The sequence below is a fragment of the Pseudomonas sp. HN8-3 genome (assembly GCF_020790195.1).
Taxonomy (GTDB): Bacteria; Pseudomonadota; Gammaproteobacteria; order Pseudomonadales; family Pseudomonadaceae; genus Aquipseudomonas; species Aquipseudomonas synxantha_A.
The window spans coordinates 5,081,291-5,103,260 of sequence record NZ_CP086206.1; the positions used below are offsets into that span (position 1 = coordinate 5,081,291).

Annotated in this window: 18 protein-coding genes and 2 tRNA genes; 1 reads left to right on the forward strand and 19 read right to left on the reverse strand. The window is 57.9% G+C overall.

The annotated features are described in order from the left end of the window. Position 1 precedes the first annotated feature (1 nt). The 12 genes from rbfA to rlmE form a co-directional block, all read right to left on the reverse strand. Positions 2-397, reverse strand: coding sequence for a 30S ribosome-binding factor RbfA (rbfA, locus tag LJX92_RS22570; RefSeq protein WP_003176137.1), 396 nt, complete (start codon positions 395-397; stop codon positions 2-4). A 159-nt stretch (positions 398-556) separates the two neighbouring features. Continuing rightward, positions 557-3,073 (reverse strand): translation initiation factor IF-2, encoded by a 2,517-nt coding sequence (gene infB, locus LJX92_RS22575; protein WP_032879444.1) that lies wholly within the window; start codon positions 3,071-3,073, stop codon positions 557-559. Between the two features lie 27 nt (positions 3,074-3,100). Further along, positions 3,101-4,582 (reverse strand): transcription termination factor NusA, encoded by a 1,482-nt coding sequence (gene nusA / locus LJX92_RS22580; RefSeq protein WP_005791481.1) that lies wholly within the window; start codon positions 4,580-4,582, stop codon positions 3,101-3,103. A 47-nt stretch (positions 4,583-4,629) separates the two neighbouring features. Beyond that, positions 4,630-5,088 (reverse strand): ribosome maturation factor RimP, encoded by a 459-nt coding sequence (rimP, locus tag LJX92_RS22585; protein ID WP_003235029.1) that lies wholly within the window; start codon positions 5,086-5,088, stop codon positions 4,630-4,632. 140 nt (positions 5,089-5,228) lie between these two features. Then, positions 5,229-5,305: transfer RNA gene (locus LJX92_RS22590), tRNA-Met, on the reverse strand. Between the two features lie 96 nt (positions 5,306-5,401). Continuing rightward, a tRNA-Leu gene (locus LJX92_RS22595) sits at positions 5,402-5,487 on the reverse strand. A 22-nt stretch (positions 5,488-5,509) separates the two neighbouring features. Further along, complete coding sequence (secG, locus tag LJX92_RS22600; RefSeq protein ID WP_228308972.1) at positions 5,510-5,893, reverse strand: preprotein translocase subunit SecG; 384 nt, start codon at positions 5,891-5,893, stop codon at positions 5,510-5,512. Positions 5,894-5,897: 4 nt separating this feature from the next. Then, positions 5,898-6,653: a triose-phosphate isomerase gene (tpiA, locus tag LJX92_RS22605; protein ID WP_005791483.1), complete on the reverse strand. Its 756-nt coding sequence runs from the start codon at positions 6,651-6,653 to the stop codon at positions 5,898-5,900. Between the two features lie 66 nt (positions 6,654-6,719). Then, positions 6,720-8,057, reverse strand: coding sequence for a phosphoglucosamine mutase (gene glmM / locus LJX92_RS22610; protein ID WP_005791485.1), 1,338 nt, complete (start codon positions 8,055-8,057; stop codon positions 6,720-6,722). A 16-nt stretch (positions 8,058-8,073) separates the two neighbouring features. After that, positions 8,074-8,925: a dihydropteroate synthase gene (folP, locus tag LJX92_RS22615; RefSeq protein ID WP_032879443.1), complete on the reverse strand. Its 852-nt coding sequence runs from the start codon at positions 8,923-8,925 to the stop codon at positions 8,074-8,076. An 8-nt stretch (positions 8,926-8,933) separates the two neighbouring features. Then, a complete protein-coding gene (gene ftsH, locus LJX92_RS22620; protein ID WP_032803717.1) occupies positions 8,934-10,844 on the reverse strand; it encodes an ATP-dependent zinc metalloprotease FtsH in 1,911 nt (636 codons plus the stop codon). Between the two features lie 200 nt (positions 10,845-11,044). Next, entirely contained in the window at positions 11,045-11,695 is a 651-nt protein-coding gene (rlmE, locus tag LJX92_RS22625; protein ID WP_003194199.1) for a 23S rRNA (uridine(2552)-2'-O)-methyltransferase RlmE, read from the reverse strand. A 106-nt stretch (positions 11,696-11,801) separates the two neighbouring features. On the opposite strand from rlmE, the gene LJX92_RS22630 reads away from it, so the two are divergent. After that, positions 11,802-12,110 carry a YhbY family RNA-binding protein gene (locus tag LJX92_RS22630; protein ID WP_003176146.1) on the forward strand — a complete coding sequence of 103 codons (309 nt, stop codon included), beginning with the start codon at positions 11,802-11,804 and terminating at the stop codon, positions 12,108-12,110. Positions 12,111-12,119: 9 nt separating this feature from the next. On the opposite strand, the gene LJX92_RS22635 is transcribed toward LJX92_RS22630, so the two are convergent. The 7 genes from LJX92_RS22635 to dnaK all read right to left on the reverse strand — a co-directional run bounded on the left by LJX92_RS22635 (position 12,120) and on the right by dnaK (position 21,930). Further along, a complete protein-coding gene (locus LJX92_RS22635) occupies positions 12,120-12,524 on the reverse strand; it encodes a hypothetical protein (RefSeq protein WP_005791492.1) in 405 nt (134 codons plus the stop codon). A gap of 28 nt (positions 12,525-12,552) precedes the next feature. Next, entirely contained in the window at positions 12,553-13,029 is a 477-nt protein-coding gene (gene greA / locus LJX92_RS22640; RefSeq protein ID WP_005791494.1) for a transcription elongation factor GreA, read from the reverse strand. Then, on the reverse strand, positions 13,026-16,247 hold the full coding sequence (gene carB / locus LJX92_RS22645) for a carbamoyl-phosphate synthase large subunit (protein ID WP_005791497.1): 3,222 nt from the start codon (positions 16,245-16,247) through the stop codon (positions 13,026-13,028). The genes greA and carB overlap by 4 nt, the downstream gene beginning before the upstream one ends. A gap of 105 nt (positions 16,248-16,352) precedes the next feature. Then, on the reverse strand, positions 16,353-17,489 hold the full coding sequence (gene carA / locus LJX92_RS22650; RefSeq protein WP_005791498.1) for a glutamine-hydrolyzing carbamoyl-phosphate synthase small subunit: 1,137 nt from the start codon (positions 17,487-17,489) through the stop codon (positions 16,353-16,355). 259 nt (positions 17,490-17,748) lie between these two features. After that, positions 17,749-18,555 (reverse strand): 4-hydroxy-tetrahydrodipicolinate reductase, encoded by an 807-nt coding sequence (dapB, locus tag LJX92_RS22655; protein ID WP_228308973.1) that lies wholly within the window; start codon positions 18,553-18,555, stop codon positions 17,749-17,751. Between the two features lie 10 nt (positions 18,556-18,565). Then, positions 18,566-19,690, reverse strand: coding sequence for a molecular chaperone DnaJ (gene dnaJ, locus LJX92_RS22660; RefSeq protein WP_005791501.1), 1,125 nt, complete (start codon positions 19,688-19,690; stop codon positions 18,566-18,568). A gap of 317 nt (positions 19,691-20,007) precedes the next feature. Then, entirely contained in the window at positions 20,008-21,930 is a 1,923-nt protein-coding gene (dnaK, locus tag LJX92_RS22665; RefSeq protein WP_228308974.1) for a molecular chaperone DnaK, read from the reverse strand. Positions 21,931-21,970: the final 40 nt, after the last annotated feature.

Below are 21,970 nucleotides of genomic sequence, written 5' to 3' on the forward strand. Positions count from 1 at the left end.
CTTACTCCTTGGCGTCTTCAGGTGTGGACGGATGCTGACTGTCTTCAGCCACGGCGCGCTCGATCAAGGCCGAGAGGTGCGCGCCACGCACGACGCTTTCGTCGTAATGGAAGTGCAACTGCGGAACGCTGCGCAGCTTCATTTCGCGGGCCAACTGCATCCGCAGGAAACCTGCGGCGGAGTTGAGCACCTTGATGCTTTGCGCGATTTCTTCGCTGTTGTCCTGCCCCATCACGGTGATGAAGATTTTGGCATGACCCACGTCACGGCTCACTTCAACGGCGGTGATGGTGACCAGGCCAACGCGGGGGTCTTTGACTTCGCGACGGATCAGTTGAGCCAGCTCACGCTGCATCTGATCGCCGATACGCTGGGTACGGCTGTATTCTTTTGCCATGTCTTGTTACCTGTTACTGCCACACGGTGAAACCCGTGGGGTCTGAAAGCGGCAAACGCCCGGCCTGACAAAAGCCAGACCGGGCGTTGCGTTTAGAGTCCGGACACGGCGCGGGGCAAGTACATGCCCACGCGCTGTGTGGCTCCTGAAGTGCGCGAGTTAGAGGCTGCGAGCAACCTGAACCTTCTCGAAGACTTCGATCTTGTCGCCAACCTTGACGTCGTTGTAGCTCTTGACGCCGATACCGCATTCCATGCCGGCACGTACCTCGGCAGCGTCATCCTTGAAGCGGCGCAGGGATTCCAGCTCGCCTTCGAAGATAACGATGTCTTCACGCAGTACACGGATCGGACGGTTACGGTACACGGTGCCTTCGACAACCATGCAACCGGCGATCGCGCCGAATTTCGGCGAGCGGAACACGTCACGCACCTCGGCGATACCCAGGATGTTCTCCCGGACATCGCTGCCAAGCATACCGGTAAGGGCTTTCTTGACGTCTTCGATGATGTCGTAGATGACGTTGTAGTAACGCATGTCCAGACCTTCCTGCTCGACGATCTTGCGAGCGCCAGCATCGGCACGCACGTTGAAGCCGAACAGTACAGCGTTGGAAGCCAGTGCCAGGTTGGCGTCGGACTCGGTGATACCACCGACACCGCCACCGACAACACGCACTTGCACTTCGTCGTTACCCAGGCCGTTCAAGGCGCCGTTCAACGCTTCGAGGGAACCACGGACGTCGGATTTGAGGACGATGTTAAGCGTCTTCTTCTCTTCCTGGCCCATGTTCTCGAAGATGTTTTCCAGCTTGCCGGCGTGAGCACGGGCCAGCTTGACTTCGCGGAACTTGCCTTGACGGAACAGAGCCACTTCACGGGCTTTCTTCTCGTCGGCAACTACGCTCATCTCGTCGCCAGCGTCCGGCGTACCGTCCAGGCCGAGGATCTCGACCGGGATAGCAGGACCTGCTTCCTTGATTGGCTTGCCGTTCTCGTCGAGCATGGCACGTACACGGCCGTAGTTCGAACCGACCAGCACCATGTCGCCTTGGCGCAGGGTACCGTCTTGAACCAGCACGGTCGCGACCGGGCCACGGCCCTTGTCGAGGCGCGATTCAACTACCACACCACGGCCAGGAGCCGAAGGCGTAGCAGTCAATTCCAGGACTTCAGCTTGCAACAGGACCGCTTCGAGCAGTTCGTCAACGCCGGTACCCATTTTCGCCGAGACCGATACGAATGGCGTCTCGCCACCCCATTCCTCGGATGTCACGCCGTGAACCGACAGTTCGCTACGGATGCGATCGAGATCGGCGCCGGGCTTGTCGATTTTGTTCACGGCTACAACCAGAGGAACACCGGCAGCCTTGGCGTGCTGGACAGCTTCAATGGTCTGCGGCATTACGCCGTCGTCCGCTGCAACCACCAGGATCACGATGTCGGTCGCCTTGGCACCACGGGCACGCATTGCGGTAAACGCGGCGTGACCTGGAGTGTCGAGGAAGGTGACCATGCCGCGTTCGGTTTCAACGTGGTATGCACCGATGTGCTGGGTAATACCACCGGCTTCGCCTGCGGCAACCTTGGCACGACGGATGTAGTCGAGCAGGGAAGTTTTACCGTGGTCAACGTGGCCCATTACGGTCACAACCGGTGCACGGGAAACTGCCTCGCCTTCAAACTTCAGGGACTCGGCCAGGGAATCTTCCAGGGCGGTGTCGCTGACCAGGGTCACTTTGTGGCCCAGCTCTTCAGCAACCAACTGGGCAGTTTCCTGATCCAGTACCTGGTTGATGGTGGCCGGGGTGCCCAGCTTGAACATGAACTTGATGATTTCAGCAGCCTTGACCGACATCTGCTGGGCCAGATCGCCCACAGTGATGGTCTCGCCGATCTTCACTTCACGCACGACAGGGCCGGTTGGGCTCTGGAAACCGTGGGCGTTGCGTTTTTTCAGCTTGGCCTTGCCGCGACCACCGCGACGGAAGCCATCGCTTTCTTCGTCGGTAGTACGTGGGGCAACGCGTGGAGCAGGCGCTTTCTCTTTGACCGAGGCACGATGCGGAGCGTTTTTGCGCTCGCCATCGCCACCACCACCGCGACGATTGTTATCGTCGGCACGTGGTTTGTCCGGACGACGAGGTTCGTCGCGCTTGCGGGCGTCAGCTGCAGGAGCAGGCGCAGCAGCAATCGGGGCGGCCTCACGCACAGCTTCAACAGGAGCGGCAACCGCTTCAGTGTTGGCAGGTTGCGCAGCAGCAGGCTGGCGACGCGCTTCTTCTTCGGCGCGACGCTTGGCTTCTTCTTCAGCCTTCTGGCGAGCAGCATTTTCTACTGCGCGACGTTCATCCAGCTCGCGTTTGCGCTCGGCTTCGATTTCTTCCGGGCTGCGCTGTACGAAGACTTTCTTCTTGCGTACTTCTACGCTGATGCTCTTGCTACCCGCAACACGCAGGGTGCTGGTGGTTTTGCGCTGCAATGTAATCTTGCGCGGTTCTTCCACTTTCGCCTTGTGGCTGCTCTTCAAGTGAGTCAGCAAAGACTGCTTCTCACTATCGCTCACACCTTCATCGGCGGCGGTGTGCGGCAGACCTGCCTCACGCATCTGCTGCAACAGGCGCTCTACCGGTGTTTTGACCTCATCGGCCAGTTGTTTCACCGTGACTTGCGTCATGCACTTCTCTCCTCAGGCCGCGCCTAATTACTCGAACCAATGGGCTCGGGCGGCCATGATCAACTTGCCGGCACGATCTTCGTCAATGCCGTCGATGTCGAGCAGATCGTCAATAGACTGCTCGGCCAGGTCTTCGCGGGTAATTACGCCGCGCACCGCCAGTTCCATCGCCAAATCCTTGTCCATACCCTCAAGCGAGAGCAGGTCTTCGGCCGGATGGGCGTCTGCCAGCTTTTCCTCAGTAGCGATGGCTTTAGTCAACAAACGATCCTTGGCCCGAGCGCGAAGCTCGTTGACGGTGTCTTCGTCAAAGCCGTCGATGTTGAGCATTTCTTCCAACGGTACGTAGGCAATCTCTTCCAGGCTGGTGAAGCCTTCATCTACCAGTACCTGTGCCAGGTCTTCATCGACTTCCAACTCTTCGATGAAGTTGCGCAGGATGTCACCGGTTTCAGCTTGCTGCTTAGCCTGGATGTCCGATTCGGTCATCACGTTCAGGGTCCAGCCGGTCAGTTGGCTGGCCAGACGCACGTTCTGACCACCACGACCAATGGCCTGAGCCAGATTGTCTGCGCCAACGGCGATGTCCATTGCATGGGCATCTTCGTCAACGATAATTGCCGCCACTTCAGCCGGCGACATGGCGTTGATCACGAACTGCGCCGGGTTATCGTCCCACAGGACGATATCCACACGCTCACCGCCCAATTCGCCCGACACTGCCTGGACGCGCGAACCGCGCATACCGATGCAAGCGCCTTGCGGGTCGATGCGTTTGTCCTTGGAGCGAACCGCGATCTTGGCACGCGAACCCGGATCGCGGGACGCAGCCATGACTTCGATCAGACCTTCGGCAATTTCCGGCACTTCGATGCGGAACAGCTCGATCAGCATTTCCGGCGCGGTACGCGACAGGATCAGCTGAGGACCGCGGTTCTCGGTGCGGATTTCCTTGAGCAGCGCACGCAGACGCACGCCGACACGGAAGGTTTCGCGAGAGATGATGTCTTCGCGGGCCAGCAACGCTTCGGCGTTGTTGCCCAGGTCGACGATCACATTGTCGCGGGTAACTTTTTTCACGGTGCCGGAGATGATTTCCCCCAGGCGCTCGCGATAAGCGTCAACGACTTGAGCTCGCTCGGCTTCACGAACCTTCTGCACGATGACCTGCTTGGCGGTCTGTGCAGCAATACGGCCGAATTCGATCGATTCGATCTTTTCTTCGACGACATCACCGACCTGGGCGCCCGGGTGCGTTTGCGCAACCTTGCTCGGCCAGGTTTCGATGGCCGGATCATCAAGATCGGCTTCTTCGACGACCGTCCAGCGACGGAAAGTCTCATAGGCACCGGTGTGGCGGTTGATTTCCACACGCAGATCAACTTCGTCTTCAAAACGCTTTTTGGTAGCAGTGGCCAGGGCCAGCTCCAGCGCTTCAAAAATCACGTTTGCCGGTACGCCCTTTTCATTGGATACCGACTCAACAACCAGCAGTACTTCTTTGCTCATCGTACGCCTCGCCTTTCGCAAGCCATTGGATCCGCGGGATCCGCGTCTCAGTCAAAACTGGGAATAATGTTGGCCTTGTCGATCATATCGATCGGCAACAGGAACTCATGGTCTTCTACCTGCACCACGACATCCTGTTCTTCTACACCGCGCAGAAGGCCCTGAAAGTTGCGTCGCCCTTCGAAGGGCGAACGCAGCTTGATCTTCACTTGTTCACCGGCAAATTTTGCAAACTGATCAATAGTGAACAGTGGGCGTTCCATGCCTGGCGAGGAAACTTCAAGGGTGTACTCAACGGAAATCGGATCTTCAACATCCAGCACACCGCTGATCTGACGGCTGACAATGGCACAATCGTCCACCAGCACGCCGCCCTCTTTATCGATATAAACGCGCAACATTGAGTGGCGACCTTGAGCCGAAAACTCAATACCCCAGCATTCATAGCCTAGGGCCACGACCACCGGGGCCAGCAAGGCCTGCAACTCTTCTAGCTTGCTCGACACCTGAACCCCCTCGTGCATGTATGTGCATGCTGTGCAAAATAAAAAAATGGGCGAAACGCCCATCCTTGAAACGCCGTCGAACAGCGGCGTTGAAAGTGTCCAGCTAACAAAAAGCCCCTTAAAAGGGGCTCCGCTAAAACTGGTTGCGGGGGCCGGATTTGAACCGACGACCTTCGGGTTATGAGCCCGACGAGCTACCAGACTGCTCCACCCCGCGACAAAGCTGGGGCGGAAGTATACGACCGATCCCTTACAGGGTCAATGTAACCTTCCACCTACAAGAAAGCCCGCAACAGCGGGCTCTCCTGATAATTGGTACCGAGAAGGGGACTCGAACCCCTACACCCTATGGGCACAACCACCTCAAGGTTGCGTGTCTACCAATTCCACCACCTCGGCAATACAGCGCTTACAACCCTTCTTACTTCTGCTCTTGAGCTGGAGGTACGTCAGTCGCTGGAGCAGCCGACTTTTGCTCTTGAAGCACCGGGACATCATCAGAAGCCGGTTTTGCTTTTGGAGCTTCCAACACTGCTGGGTTTGGCAAACCTACCTGAGTCAGCACATGAGCTTTCTCTTTAGCAAAGTAACCTAACCCTAAGCTGGTTATGAAGAAACCTGCGGCAAGTATAGCAGTAAACTTACTAAGAAAGGTAGAGGAACCTTGGCTTCCGAACACAGTATTTGAAGCACCTGCACCGAAAGACGCACCAGCATCCGCACCTTTACCCTGTTGCAACAAAACCAGAGCAACTACGCTCAGGGCAGCCAACAGATGAAAAACGACTACGACTGTTTCCAGCATTTTTTCAGTTTCCCGCGGCGCGACAGATCGCACCGAACTCATCTGCATTCAGGGAAGCTCCACCAATGAGCCCCCCATCGATATCCGGCATGCCGAACAGTTCGACCGCATTGGCCGCCTTCACGCTGCCGCCGTATAGAAGCCGCACACCTTGCGCGACTTCAGAATTCTCTGCCGCCAACTGCGCGCGGATGGCTGCGTGCACATCCTGCGCCTGTTGCGGTGTAGCAGTCAGTCCGGTGCCAATGGCCCAGACCGGCTCGTAAGCAATAACCGCCTTTGCAAACGCACCAACACCCAACTCCTCGATGATGCTGCCCAGCTGACGCGAGACAACCTCAAGAGTCTTGCCCGATTCGCGCTGCTCAAGGGTCTCCCCTATGCACAACACCGGAACCAAGCCACAAGCCTGTGCCGCGGCGAACTTGCGATTGAGCGTCGCATCCCGCTCGCCCATCATCTGACGGCGCTCGGAGTGCCCAACGAGTACATAGGCACAACCCGCATCAACCAACTGACTCGGCGAAATCTCACCGGTCAATGCGCCTTGCATGGGCTCCACCGCAGAATTCTGCGCGCCGACCTGGATCGACTTGCCCTTCAAGCCATCAACCACTTGGTTGATATGCAAGCAAGGTGGGAAAACCGCGACATCAACACCGCTAGGCAAGGCCAAGTGACGAAGGCCATTGATCAGCTCAGCGACACTGGCGCGGGTACCGTGCATCTTCCAGTTACCAGCTACCATAGTGCGACGCATGCTGTACCCCGTCGGTCAAAGTGGGCGCAGATGTTACCCAACCACACCATCACTGGCAAGCCGAATTCAGGCGCAAACTTCAGTTACCAGTTTTGCCAGGTCTTCGGCATGGCCGCGAACCTGGGTTTCGTCCTCGCCTTCGACCATGACACGCACCAGAGGCTCAGTGCCCGACTTGCGCAACAACACACGCCCACGCCCAGCCATTGCCTGGGTAACACGCTCACAAGCCTCTTTGACGGCAGGGTGCTCGATCGGATTTTCACCACCGGCAAAACGCACATTGAGCAGCACCTGCGGACACTTGCGCAGGGCCTGACGCGCCTGCGCCAGGCTCTCGTCACGACGACGCAAGGCCAGAAGCACCTGCAGCGCAGCGATGATGGCGTCGCCCGTAGTCGTATGCTGGAAGCATACGACGTGTCCCGAGTTCTCACCGCCTACCAGCCAGTTACGCTCCAGAAGCTCGGCGATAACATAACGGTCGCCGACATTGGCGCGGATAAACGGAATACCCAACTCCGCCAATGCCAACTCAAGCCCCAGGTTGCTCATGAGGGTACCCACGACGCCGCCCTGCAGCTTGTTACGCTCATGCAGATCACGGGCAATGATGAACAGCAAATCATCACCATCCACAATCATGCCGGTGTGATCCACCATCAGCACACGATCACCGTCGCCATCGAACGCGATACCCAGGTCCGCATGTTCGGCCAGAACCGCCGCCTGCAGTTGCTCCATATGCGTGGAGCCGCAGTTGTCGTTGATGTTCAAGCCGTTAGGCTGAGCCGATAGTACAGTGACCTGCGCACCCAGCTCCTTGAAAACACTTGGCGCTACCTTGTAGGTCGCACCATGGGCGCAATCGACAACGATCTTCAGCCCGGCAAAATTGGTACTGCTCGGCACACTGCTTTTGCAGAATTCGATATAACGGCCGGACGCATCATTGATACGCGACACCTTGCCCAGCTTGCTGGATTCGACCACCGTCATCGGCGCATCCAGCAGCTCTTCGATCATCAACTCGATCTCGTCAGGCAACTTGGTGCCCTGCCCCGAGAAGAACTTGATGCCATTGTCGTCATGCGGGTTGTGCGACGCACTGATCACAATACCGGCTTCAGCGTGAAAGGTACGCGTCAGGTAAGCGATCGCTGGCGTCGGCATGGGCCCCAACAGCATTACGTCGGCGCCGGCAGCAGATAAGCCTGCCTCAAGCGCGGATTCAAACATATAACCCGAAATACGGGTGTCCTTGCCAACCAGGATCCGGCACGCCCCCATGCTGCGGAACGCCATGCCTGCCGCCCAACCCAACTTGAGCATGAAATCAGGGGTAATCGGAAACTCGCCAACCCGACCACGGATGCCGTCGGTGCCAAAGTATTTTTTAGTCATAAGTGCTCCATCATTCTTATTCGGCTGATTCTACAGCGGCAATCATGCGCACCACATCCACCGTCTCGGCGACATCATGCACACGCAAAATACGAGCGCCCTTGGTCACGGCAAGCGCTGCAAGGGCGAGGCCGCCGTACAAGCGCTCACCCACCGGGCGATTCAAGGCCAGCCCTATCATGCTCTTGCGCGACACACCGACCAGCAGCGGCCGACCAAGGGCATGCAGCGCCTCCATATGCTTGAACAGGCTTAAATTATGTTGCAGGGTCTTGGCAAAGCCAAACCCCGGGTCAAGGATGATCTTTTCGCACGCGATGCCCACCTCGACACACTGAGCGATCCTGTCTGCCAGGAACCCAGTGACCTCACCGACCAGGTTGTCGTAGTGAGGACTGTCCTGCATGTTACCGGGCTCACCCAGCATGTGCATCAGGCACACCGGCAGGCCGGTCGCTGCAGCTGCATCGAGAGCACCGTCACGCCGCAACGAACGCACATCATTGATGAGCCCCGCCCCCAGACGCGCGGTTTCACGCATTACCGCGGGAGTTGAAGTGTCCACAGAAATGATCACATCCAGCTCACGGGCGATACGCTCGACAATGGGCGCTACCCGCTCAAGCTCTTCCAACGGGGATACCACACGAGCCCCAGGCCGAGTGGACTCGCCGCCCACATCAATCAAGGTCGCGCCGGCAGCCACCATCGCCTCGGCATGACGCAACGCGGCATCCAGCTGGCTGAAACGGCCACCATCGGAAAAGGAATCAGGAGTTACATTGAGAATACCCATGACATGCGTATGGGCCAAATCAAGAACCCGGTTGCCGCAAGGCAACCGGGTAGAGGACAAAGCAGAAGTCATTTCAAACCTTAGTGGTCAGCTGCCGGGCCGCCGATCGGGGTCTCAGGGCGTTCGTTCTGAACGACGGGTGGGGTACCCGAAGTACCTGAACCACCTTCCCAATCGCGAGGCTCACGCGGTGTACGACCAGCCATGATGTCATCGATCTGATCGGCATCAATGGTCTCGTACTTCATCAGCGCATCAGCCATGGCATCAAGCTTGTCGCGGTTATCGGTGAGGATCTGCTTGGCCGTGCCATAACACTGGTCAATGATGCTGCGAACTTCGGAGTCGATCAGCTTGGCAGTCTCACCGGAGAAGCTGGCACTTTGACCGCCACCACCACGACCGAGGAACACCTCACCCTCTTCCTCTGCATACATCAAAGGACCGAGTTTTTCCGACAAGCCCCACTTGGTCACCATATTTCGTGCAATCTGGCTGGCACGCATGATGTCATTGGAAGCACCTGTGGTGACGCCATCGAAGCCCAGGGTCATCTCCTCGGCAATCCGCCCGCCATACAGCGAACAGATCTGGCTGATCAATGCACGCTTGGAGAGGCTGTAGCGATCCTCTTCCGGCAGGAACATCGTCACACCCAGCGCACGGCCACGAGGAATGATCGACACCTTGTAGACCGGGTCATGCTCAGGCACAACGCGACCAACAATGGCGTGACCGGCTTCGTGATAAGCCGTGTTCTGCTTCTCTTTCTCGGACATGACCATGGATTTGCGTTCAGCGCCCATCATGATCTTGTCTTTTGCCAATTCGAACTCTTTCATTTCAACAATGCGCTTGCCGGTACGGGCAGCAAACAACGAAGCCTCGTTGACCAGGTTGGCCAGGTCGGCACCGGAGAAGCCAGGCGTACCACGGGCAATCACAGCCGGAGCCACGTCGTCACCCATTGGCACCTTGCGCATGTGTACTTTCAAAATCTGTTCACGACCGCGGATATCCGGCAGGCCAACCACGACCTGACGGTCGAAACGGCCCGGGCGCAGCAACGCCGGGTCCAGTACGTCCGGACGGTTGGTCGCGGCGATGACGATAATGCCGTCATTCATCTCGAAACCATCCATCTCTACCAGCAACTGGTTGAGGGTCTGCTCACGTTCATCATGACCACCCCCCATGCCAGCGCCACGATGGCGACCAACGGCATCGATCTCATCGATGAAGATGATGCACGGCGCATGCTTCTTGGCCTGTTCGAACATATCGCGAACACGGCTGGCGCCCACACCGACGAACATCTCGACGAAGTCAGAACCGGAAATAGTGAAGAAAGGCACCTTGGCTTCGCCGGCAATCGCCTTGGCCAGCAAGGTTTTACCGGTACCTGGTGGACCTACCATCAACACGCCGCGAGGAATACGACCACCCAGGCGCTGGAACTTGCCCGGATCACGCAGGAACTCGACCAACTCACCCACTTCTTCCTTGGCTTCGTCGCAACCTGCAACGTCAGCCAGGGTAGTCTTGACCTGGTCCTCGGAGAGCAGGCGTGCCTTGCTCTTGCCAAAGCTCATCGGCCCGCCCTTGCCTCCCGCACCACCTTGCATCTGGCGCATGAAGAACATGAACACGGCGATAATCACCAGGATCGGGAAGCTTGCCACCAGGAGCTGAGTCCAGATGCTTTGCTGTTCAGGCTGCTTGCCTTCGACAACCACGTGGTTATCCACCAGGTCACCGATCAGACCGTTGTCCTGGATTGCCGGACGAATGGTCTTGAAGCTGTCGCCGTCGTTGCGCTTACCGGTAATCACGTAGCCATCAACCGCTACGCGCTCGACCTTGCCATCCTTAACTTGCTGGATGAAGTCGGAATAGTTGAGGGTCTGCGGCTCGTTAGGGCTGGAGAAGTTGTTCATCACCGTCACCAGGACAGCCGCGATGATCAACCACAGGATCAGATTCTTTGCCATATCGTTCAATTAACTACCCTCTGAAGCAAGCTCCGCTACTGGCGCGCGCTTCGCATGATATTCACCGGCCTAACTTACTACATTACCTACAACTCTGGCAGGCGCCGTCTGTAACCCTTTGTGAAACTTTGACTACACAATATTCGTAAAGCTTCGTGACGAAAGCGATATAAAAAAACCTATCGCCCTCCTCGAATTTCTCAAAAACGCTCTTCGCTCGCTGCGCCTTCAACACCGCGGTAGCCACGGCACAGCAGATACTGCTCCCTGGACCGGTCACGGGAAGAGTCCGGTTTACGGGTCTGCACCTTGTCGAACAACTTGCGAATGTTCTTGTGGTACTCGTCGAAACCTTCGCCCTGGAAGACCTTCACCAGGAAATCGCCACCCGGACGCAACACCCGACCTGCCAAATCCAGCGCCAGCTCACACAGGAACATGGCACGCGGCATATCAACAGCCGGTAATCCACTCATATTGGGGGCCATGTCGGAAATCACAAGGTCTACCTGCGAATTTCCCACAGCCTCCAGGATCTCGGCCAATACCTTGTCTTCGGTAAAGTCGCCGTGAACAAAGGTCACATCCGGGATGCTGTCCATCTCGAGGATGTCGGAAGCGATCAATCGGCCTTGCCCACCAATCAGACGACTGGTCACCTGGGACCAGCCACCGGGGGCCGCGCCGAGATCGATAACGCTCATACCTGGACGGATCAGCTTATCCTTGTCCTGGATCTCCAGCAGCTTGTAGCTGGCCCGGGAACGGTAGCCGTCCTTTTGCGCCTTTTTGACGTAAGGATCATTGAAATGTTCTTGTAGCCACTTAAGGCTGGTTTTGGAACGGGCCACGGGCCACCTCGAAAAATAAAACGGGTCGTGATTAACTGGGCGGTCCCGGACTCGCTCGGGTAAACTGGCCGCCGCTTTTTACAAGATCAGACGCAGGGGTCAGATTATGCCGCTCACTCAAGAGCAGAAGAAACAGTACAAATCCATTGGCCACCATCTGAAACCAGTTCTGATTGTGGCAGACAACGGGTTGACTGAAGGTGTTTTAGCCGAATTTGAACGCGCACTGAACGATCACGAACTGATCAAGATCAAGGTCAATATCCTTGATCGCGAAGCGCGTTTGGCCGCCGTTGCAGAACTGTGCAAGGTGGGCAAAGCGGACCTGGTTCAGGTCATCGGCAAGATGGCGCTGCTGTATCGCAAGAACTTCAGCGTCAACAAGCAACTGTCGAACGTTCATCGCTTCAAATGATGAAAAGGGTCACGGGCGTGCTTCGCGCGCCCTGCCACTCCACCCCGGCGCCGGCTGCATGACCAGCACCAAACCGGAAAACCCTAGCACAAGATAGCTGAATAACTGCCAGCGCAACGCTTGCGGCAGCCAAATATACACCACGCAAAACATCGCGCACGCATACAGCGACATCAACAGCAGTTGCCCGCGAATGTCCCGCCATAAACTCTCAAAGCCCTCAGCCTTGACCAGCACTAACGCCTGGAGCAACACACACGCCGCCGCAAAACCCACCAGCAGCGCGCTCAGCAATTTGTCGATCTCATCGATCAGCAACGGTGCCAGACCAATAAGGCCCAGCACCGGTAATACACCCATATGCAACAGCCACAGGCCGCCCACCCAAAGCATCTGAGAGAGCTGCCAAAGCATGGCGCCCGCACGTAGCGGGCGCCGTCTTTCAGATGTGGCGGACTTCGACAATCTCGTACTCAATGACGCCGCTCGGCGTTTTCACGGCAACGACGTCGCCCTCTTCCTTGGCAATCAAGGCGCGAGCGATCGGCGAGCCGACAGAGATCTTGCCTTGCTTGAAATCAGCCTCATCCTCACCCACGATCTGGTAAGTCACGCTTTCGTCAGTCTCGACGTTGGCGATTTCCACGGTCGTGCCGAAAATCACCTTGCCGGTATGCGGGATGGTCGTGACGTCGATGATCACCGCATTCTGCATGCGGCCCTCGATATCACGAATCCGCGCCTCGACCATACCCTGCTGCTCGCGAGCAGCGTGGTATTCGGCGTTTTCCTTCAAGTCACCCAGCTCGCGGGCCGTACCGATGTCCTGGCTCAGCTTCGGACGTACGACCTTGGTCAGATGGGCGTGTTCCTCTTCCAGGGCCTTGGCGCCCTGGACGGTCATTGGGTATTTGATCATGCCTTCAATCCTGCGTGTAGATCCTGCAAGCGACGCACGGTCTTTTCCGGACCGAACTTGAGCGCTTCGCAGATAGCTTCGCCAGCAGCAATAGTGGTGGTGCAGTAGATCTTGTGCTGCAAGGCATTACGACGAATGGAGTAGGAATCCGCGATCGACTGACGACCTTCGGTGGTGTTGATGATCAGCGTGACTTCGTCATTCTTGATCATGTCGACCACATGCGGACGGCCTTCCGTCACCTTGTTCACGCGACGTACTTTCAAGCCCGCAGCCTCGATCAGCTTGGCGGTCCCGGCAGTCGCGACAACTTCAAAGCCCAAGTTGATCAGATCACGGGCCACGCCCGCAACCAGTGGCTTGTCGTCATCACGCACGCTGATAAATGCAGTACCGCCGGTCGGCAGCACTTCGCTGGCACCCATCTGGGCCTTGGCGAACGCTTCACCGAAGGTATCGCCCACGCCCATCACTTCACCGGTGGACTTCATCTCTGGGCCCAGGATCGGGTCCACACCAGGGAATTTGGCGAATGGGAACACCGCCTCTTTCACGCTGTAGAAGTTGGGAATGATTTCCTTGGTAAAGCCGATTTCCTTCAAGGTCTTACCGGCCATCACACGGGCAGCGATCATGGCCAGGGACACACCGATGCACTTGGATACAAACGGCACGGTACGCGAGGCACGCGGGTTGACTTCAATGACGTAGATGTCTTCGCCTTGCAGCGCCAACTGAACGTTCATCAGGCCGACCACACCCAGCTCGAGGGCCATTTTCTTGACCTGTTCGCGCATCTCGTCCTGGATGTGCGCCGGCAGCGAGTACGGCGGCAGCGAGCACGCGGAGTCACCGGAGTGAACGCCGGCCTGCTCGATGTGCTGCATGATCGCGCCGATCACTACGTCAGTACCGTCGCATACCGCATCCACGTCCATTTCGATGGCGCAGTTGAGGAAGTGGTCCAGCAGCACCGGGCTGTCGTTGGACACTTTCACCGCATCACGCAGGTAGCGCTTGAGTTCGTCTTCTTCGTAGACGATTTCCATCGCGCGACCGCCCAGTACGTAGGACGGGCGCACCACCAGCGGGTAGCCGATCTTGCTGGCTGCACGGATGGCTTCGTCTTCGCTGCGCACGGTAGCGTTTGGCGGCTGACGCAGGTTCAGGCGCTCAACCATCTGCTGGAAGCGCTCACGGTCTTCGGCACGGTCGATAGCGTCCGGGCTGGTACCGATGATCGGCACGCCGGCAGCTTCCAGGGCACGCGCCAGTTTCAGCGGGGTCTGGCCGCCGTATTGGACGATCACGCCTTTAGGCTTCTCGACGCGGCAGATTTCCAATACGTCTTCCAGCGTTACCGGCTCGAAGTACAGACGGTCGGAAGTGTCGTAGTCAGTGGAAACGGTTTCCGGGTTGCAGTTGACCATGATGGTCTCGTACCCGTCTTCGCGCAGGGCGAGGGCGGCGTGTACGCAGCAATAGTCGAACTCGATACCCTGGCCGATACGGTTCGGACCGCCGCCCAGGATGATGATCTTGTCGCGATCCGACGGCGCGGCTTCGCACTCTTCCTCATAGGTGGAGTACATGTAGGCAGTGTCGGTGGCGAACTCTGCGGCGCAGGTGTCAACGCGCTTGTAGACCGGAAAGATATCCAACTTGTGGCGATGAGTACGCAGGTTCTTCTCGGTCACACCCAGCAGCTTGGCCAGACGCTGGTCGGAGAAGCCTTTGCGCTTGAGGCGGAACATCAGGTCGCGGTCGATAGACGACAGGCCCAGAGTCTTGACCTTCTCTTCTTCCTTGATCAGATCTTCGATCTGCACCAGGAACCACGGATCGATCATGTTCATGCCGAAGATATCTTCGACGCTCAGGCCGGCACGGAAGGCGTCAGCCACGTACCAGATACGCTCGGCACCCGGCACGGTCAGCTCGCGCTTGAGGATGCTCATGCTTTCCGGATTGCTCAGGTCGAGCTTCTCGTCCAGGCCGCAAACACCGACTTCCAGGCCGCGCAGGGCTTTCTGCAGGGATTCCTGGAACGTGCGGCCGATCGCCATGACTTCGCCGACCGACTTCATCTGGGTGGTCAGGCGTGCATCAGCCTTGGCGAACTTCTCGAAGGCAAAGCGTGGCAGCTTGGTCACAACGTAGTCGATAGACGGCTCGAAAGACGCCGGCATAGCGCCGCCGGTGATTTCGTTTTGCAGTTCGTCCAAGGTGTAGCCGATAGCCAGCTTGGCAGCGATACGCGCAATCGGGAAGCCAGTAGCTTTCGAGGCCAGCGCCGAAGAACGCGATACACGCGGGTTCATCTCGATCACGACCATGCGGCCGGTGTCCGGGCAGATGCCGAACTGAACGTTGGAACCGCCGGTTTCAACGCCGATCTCGCGCAGTACCGCCAGGGAGGCGTTACGCAGGATCTGGTATTCCTTGTCGGTCAGGGTCTGCGCCGGAGCTACGGTGATCGAGTCACCGGTGTGCACGCCCATCGGATCGAAGTTTTCGATGGAGCAGACGATGATGCAGTTGTCCTTTTTATCGCGGACCACCTCCATCTCGTATTCTTTCCAACCGATCAGCGATTCGTCGATCAGCAGCTCTTTGGTCGGCGACAGGTCCAGGCCACGCGCGCAGATTTCTTCGAACTCTTCACGGTTGTAGGCAATGCCGCCACCGGTGCCGCCCATGGTGAAGGACGGACGGATAATGCACGGGAAGCCCAGGGTCTCAAGGACCGCATTGGCTTCTTCCATGCTGTGGGCGATACCGGAACGCGGGCACGCCAGGCCGATGGACTTCATGGCCTTGTCGAAACGCGAACGGTCTTCAGCCTTGTCGATGGTGTCGGCATTGGCGCCGATCATCTCTACGCCGAACTTTTCCAGGACGCCTTCGCGCTCCAGGTCCAGGGCGCAGTTCAATGCAGTCTGGCCGCCCATGGTTGGCAGCAGCGCGTCCGGACGCTCTTTCTCGATGATCTTGGCAACGGTCTGCCATTTGATCGGCTCGATGTACGTCGCGTCGGCCATGGCCGGGTCGGTCATGATGGTGGCCGGGTTGGAGTTCACCAGGATGACGCGGTAGCCCTCCTCACGCAGGGCCTTACAGGCCTGGGCGCCGGAGTAGTCGAATTCGCAGGCCTGGCCGATCACGATCGGGCCAGCGCCGAGAATCAGGATGCTTTTTATGTCTGTACGTTTTGGCATGGGTTTGTCACTCAAATCCGCAGGTCAGTCGGCAAGCCGTCTAGAACAATCCTTGAAGAGCCTGCGGGGGCCACCGTGGTTCGGGGCCGCCCGCAGAGCACTCAGTCAGCGTCGCTTGGCCATCTCATTGATGAAACGGTCGAACAGCGGCGCTACGTCGTTCGGGCCCGGGCTGGCTTCAGGGTGGCCCTGGAAGCTAAACGCGCTCTTGTCGGTGCGTTCGATGCCCTGCAGGGAACCGTCAAACAGCGACTTGTGAATGGCGCGCACATTACTCGGCAAGCTGGCTTCATCCACCGCAAAACCGTGGTTCTGGCTGGTGATCATCACAACGCCGGTGTCCAGGTCTTGTACCGGGTGGTTGGCACCGTGGTGGCCGTGGCCCATTTTCAGGGTCTTGGCGCCGGAGGCCAAAGCCAGCAGCTGGTGACCAAGGCAGATACCGAACACCGGAATGTCGGTTTCCAGCACGTCCTTGATGGCCTGGATAGCGTAGTCGCATGGCTCGGGGTCACCCGGGCCGTTGGACAGGAACACGCCGTCCGGCTGCATCGCGAGCACATCGCTGGCAGGTGTTTGCGCGGGCACCACGGTCACGCGGCAGCCACGCTCGACCAACATGCGCAGGATGTTGTACTTGACGCCGTAGTCATAGGCGACCACGTGGTAAGGCAGATCGGCAGCCTCGATAGTCGCGTGGCTGTCGGTCTTCAGATCCCACACAGTGGAACGCCACTCGTACTTCTCTTTGACGCTGACGACTTTCGCCAGGTCCATGCCTTTCAGGCCAGGGAAGCCTTGTGCTGCGGCAATCGCCGCCTCGTCGGAAATATTGTCACCGACCATGATGCAGCCATTCTGCGAGCCTTTTTCACGCAGGATGCGCGTGAGGCGGCGCGTATCGATACCGGCGATCGCCACAACATTGTTGGCTTTCAGGTAATCGGACAGCGACATCGTGTTACGCCAGTTGCTCGCAACCAGTGGCAGGTCACGAATCACCAGACCGGCCGACCAGACACGATCAGACTCGACATCTTCCGGTGTAGTACCGGTGTTGCCGATGTGCGGATAGGTCAGGGTAACGATCTGTTGGGCGTAGGAAGGATCGGTAAGGATTTCCTGATAGCCGGTCATGGCGGTGTTGAACACCACCTCTCCAACGGTTTGACCGTCGGCTCCAATGGCTTCGCCGCGAAAAATGCTGCCATCAGCAAGGGCGAGTATGGCTGGCTTAGTCAAGAAGACCTCCCGTAAATAAAGCCTGAAAGGGCGATCGCAGGTTGTAAAAAAGCGGAGTGACGTATGGACACGTCACCCCGCTTCTTCATCGAATTATTCTGCGCGCTTTTAGTGGACACACTAAAGCTGTAGCTTACAGAAAAAGGCTTTTTGGGTCCACCGCTAATGAGCCTTAAAGGCAGGAGAATGCGACAGGACGTCGCTTAGCGGGTAAAAACGGGGCCTCAGGATAATCCCGAGGCCCCATTTAAGCTACTGATTAGTGCAGATCCAGCACGTCGCGCATGTCATACAGGCCCGGCTCGCGGCCTTCCAACCAGAGTGCAGCTCGCACTGCGCCCTTGGCGAACGTCATGCGGCTTGAAGCCTTGTGCGTGATCTCCAGGCGCTCGCCTTCGGTGGCGAACAACACCGTGTGATCGCCAACCACATCACCACCGCGCACGGTCGCAAAGCCGATGGTGTCGCGCGCGCGCTCACCGGTATGGCCTTCACGCCCGTATACCGCCACTTTCGATAGATCGCGGCCCAGCGCATCAGCGATAGCTTCACCCATGCGCAACGCAGTGCCCGACGGCGCATCGATCTTGTGGCGGTGATGAGTCTCGATAATCTCGATATCGGCTTCGTCACCCAGCACACGCGCTGCCAGGTCCAACAATTTCAGCGACAGGTTCACGCCAACGCTGAAGTTGGCAGCAAAGACGATCGGAATATCCTTGCCAGCCTCCACCAGCAACTGCTTCTGCTCAGCACTCAAACCAGTCGTACCGATCACCATGGCCTTGCCTGCCTTGCGGCAGAAGGCCAGGCTTTTCAGCATCACGTCAGGCAAGGTGAAATCGATGAGCACGTCGAACTCGTCAGCCACCTGCTCAAGGCTGCCCGTCAACGAGACACCGATGCGGCCCAACGACGCCAACTCACCGGCATCCGCACCGATCAACGTGCTGCCGGGGCGAACAATCGCCGCCGTCAGCCCGGAGGCCGGCGAGCGTTGCTGCACCGCCTCGACCAGCGTCTTGCCCATGCGCCCGGCAGCGCCCATTACGGCTATACGTCGCATATTCACGTCCTTACAGGTCGCCGAAGAAGCGTTTCACGCCATCGAAGAAGCCAGTGGTTTTCGGCGAATGGGAGTCATCGCCTTCCAGCGAGCTGCGGAACTCTTCGAGCAGTTCGCGCTGACGACGGCCCAGGTTGACCGGGGTTTCCACCGCCACACGACACATCAGGTCGCCCGCACCGCCACCGCGCACTGGCGCAACGCCTTTGCCACGGATGCGGAACTGCTTGCCAGTCTGTGTCCCCTCGGGAATCTTGAGTTTGACTCGACCATCAAGGGTCGGAATCTCCAACTCACCGCCCAGGGCCGCATCGACAAAGCTGATCGGCACTTCGCAGAACAGGTGTTTGCCATCGCGCTGGAAGATCGAGTGCTCACGCACATTGATCACCACGTACAGGTCGCCAGTCGGACCGCCCTGGGTACCCGCCTCGCCTTCGCCCGACAGGCGAATACGATCGCCGGTATCCACACCCGCCGGCACTTTCACCGAGAGGGTCTTGTACTCTTCAACACGACCTTCACCGTGGCAGGAATCGCACGGATCGGAAATGATCTTGCCCTGGCCATGGCAACGCGGGCAGGTTTGCTGCACCGAGAAGAAGCCCTGCTGCATGCGCACCTGACCAATACCACCACAGGTCGGGCACGTGATCGGCGAGGAGCCTTTCTTGGCACCCGAACCGTCGCACGGCTTGCAGTTGACCAGCGTCGGCACGCGAATATTGACGCTGGTACCGCGCACGGCTTCTTCCAGATTCAACTCCAGCGTGTAGCGCAAGTCACTGCCACGCTGCGCGCCGCCACGTTGACCGCCACGGCCACCGCCGAAGAAATCGCTGAACACGTCGCCGAAAATATCGGAGAAGTTCTGACCGCCGAAACCAGCGCCACCACCACCCATGCTCGGGTCGACGCCGGCATGACCGTACTGGTCGTAGGCCGCACGCTTATTGGGATCACACAGGCATTCGTAGGCCTCATTGGCCTCTTTGAACATCTCTTCGGATTCTTTGTTATCCGGATTACGGTCGGGGTGGTGCTTCATCGCCAAGCGACGGTAGGCCTTCTTCAGGTCCGCCTCGCTGGCCCCGCGCTCCACACCCAATACTTCGTAATAGTCACGCTTTGCCATAAGTCTTTGCACTCTTAAGGACGTTCGGCCTGGCCCTCCTGAACCCTGCCAAACTCGTTGAGTCCCAATACAGGCCCGGACCCAACTCACGTCAATTCAACGATCCTGGTCATTACTGCTTTCAGCCAGGGACCCGGCCAAAAACGCGGTGAATGCCATTCGGAAAGCAGGAGCATTCCCGATCACACCGCCAGCATCCGAGCGTTGTCGCATGCTGTAAAAATTCGCATACCCCAGACACGCCAACGCGGGAGCAAGCTCCCGCGCGGCGACATCCTACCAGTCACCGCTTGTGAGCGGTCAACCGGGCGACCAAGTTACTTCTTCTGGTCTTCTTTGACTTCTTCGAACTCGGCATCGACAACATCGTCGTGCTTGGCTTCTGGCTCTGCCTGCTGCGCAGCACCGTCAGCCGGCTGGCCTTGTTCGGCGTACATTTTCTGAGCGATCGGTGCGGAGACTTTCGACAGCTCCTCGATCTTGGCTTCGATGGCAGCCTTGTCGTCGCCTTTGATGGCGGCTTCCAGTGCAACCAAGGCCGCTTCGATTGCGGTTTTCTCTTCTTCGGTCACTTTGTCGCCAGCATCAGCGATCATCTTGCGAGTCGAGTGAACCAGCGCATCACCCTGGTTACGGGCGCCAGCCAGTTCAGCAAACTTGGCATCCGCATCAGCGTTGGCTTCAGCATCACGAATCATCTGTTGAATTTCTTCATCAGACAGACCGGAGTTGGCCTTGATGGTGATCTTCTGCTCTTTGCCGGTTGCCTTGTCTTTCGCGCCGACGTGCAGGATGCCGTTGGCGTCGATGTCGAAGGTCACTTCGATTTGTGGCACGCCACGTGGTGCTGGTGGAATCTCAGCCAGGTCGAACTTGCCCAGGGACTTGTTCTGCGCGGCTTGCTTGCGCTCACCTTGCAGCACGTGAATGGTCACGGCGCCCTGGTTGTCATCGGCAGTCGAGAACACCTGGGATTTCTTGGTAGGAATCGTGGTGTTTTTCTCGATCAGCGCAGTCATCACGCCACCCATGGTTTCGATACCCAGGGTCAGCGGGCTCACGTCCAGCAGCAATACGTCTTTTACGTCACCGGCCAATACCGCACCCTGGATGGCAGCACCCATGGCAACAGCTTCGTCCGGGTTCACGTCTTTACGTGCTTCTTTGCCGAAGAACTCGGTTACCAGCTTCTGCACCAGCGGCATACGGGTCTGACCGCCGACCAGGATCACGTCGTTGATCGAGCCAACGTCGATACCGGAGTCTTTCAGTGCAATACGGCAAGGCTCGATGGTGCGCTGAACCAGGTCTTCAACCAGAGCTTCGAGCTTGGAGCGCGAGATTTTCACGTTCAAGTGCTTAGGACCGGTAGCGTCTGCAGTGATGTACGGCAGGTTGACGTCGGTCGACTGAGCGGAAGACAGCTCGATCTTGGCCTTTTCAGCGGCTTCTTTCAGGCGCTGCATGGCCAGCGGGTCACCCTTGAGGTTCATGCCGCTTTCTTTCTTGAATTCGTCTACGAGGTAGTCGATCAGACGGATGTCAAAGTCTTCACCACCCAGGAAGGTGTCGCCGTTGGTGGCCAACACTTCGAACTGGTGCTCGCCGTCAACTTCTGCGATCTCGATCACGGACACGTCAAAAGTACCGCCACCCAGGTCGTAGACGATCACAGTGTGGTCGCCCTTGGCCTTGTCCATGCCGTAAGCCAGAGCGGCTGCGGTTGGCTCGTTGATGATACGTTTTACGTCCAGACCCGCGATGCGGCCGGCGTCTTTGGTTGCCTGGCGCTGGCTGTCGTTGAAGTAGGCCGGAACGGTGATCACCGCTTCAGTCACTGCTTCACCGAGGTAGTCTTCGGCGGTTTTCTTCATCTTTTTCAAGATTTCAGCCGAAATTTGCGGCGGCGACATTTTCTGGCCGTTTACTTCAACCCAGGCGTCACCGTTGTCGGCCTTGGCGATTTTGTAAGGGACCATCTTGATGTCTTTCTGTACGACTTCTTCGTCGAACTTACGACCGATCAAACGCTTTACCGCATACAGGGTGTTATGCGGGTTGGTCACAGCCTGACGCTTGGCCGACTGACCCACGAGGATTTCACCGTCGTTGGCGTAAGCGATGATCGACGGAGTGGTACGTGCGCCTTCGGCGTTTTCGATAACTTTTGCAACGCCGTTTTCCAGCACGGAGACGCAGGAGTTGGTGGTCCCCAGGTCAATACCGATAATTTTGCCCATGATTTACTCTCCCGAACTTTGAATTTGGTTGCCGCAGCAG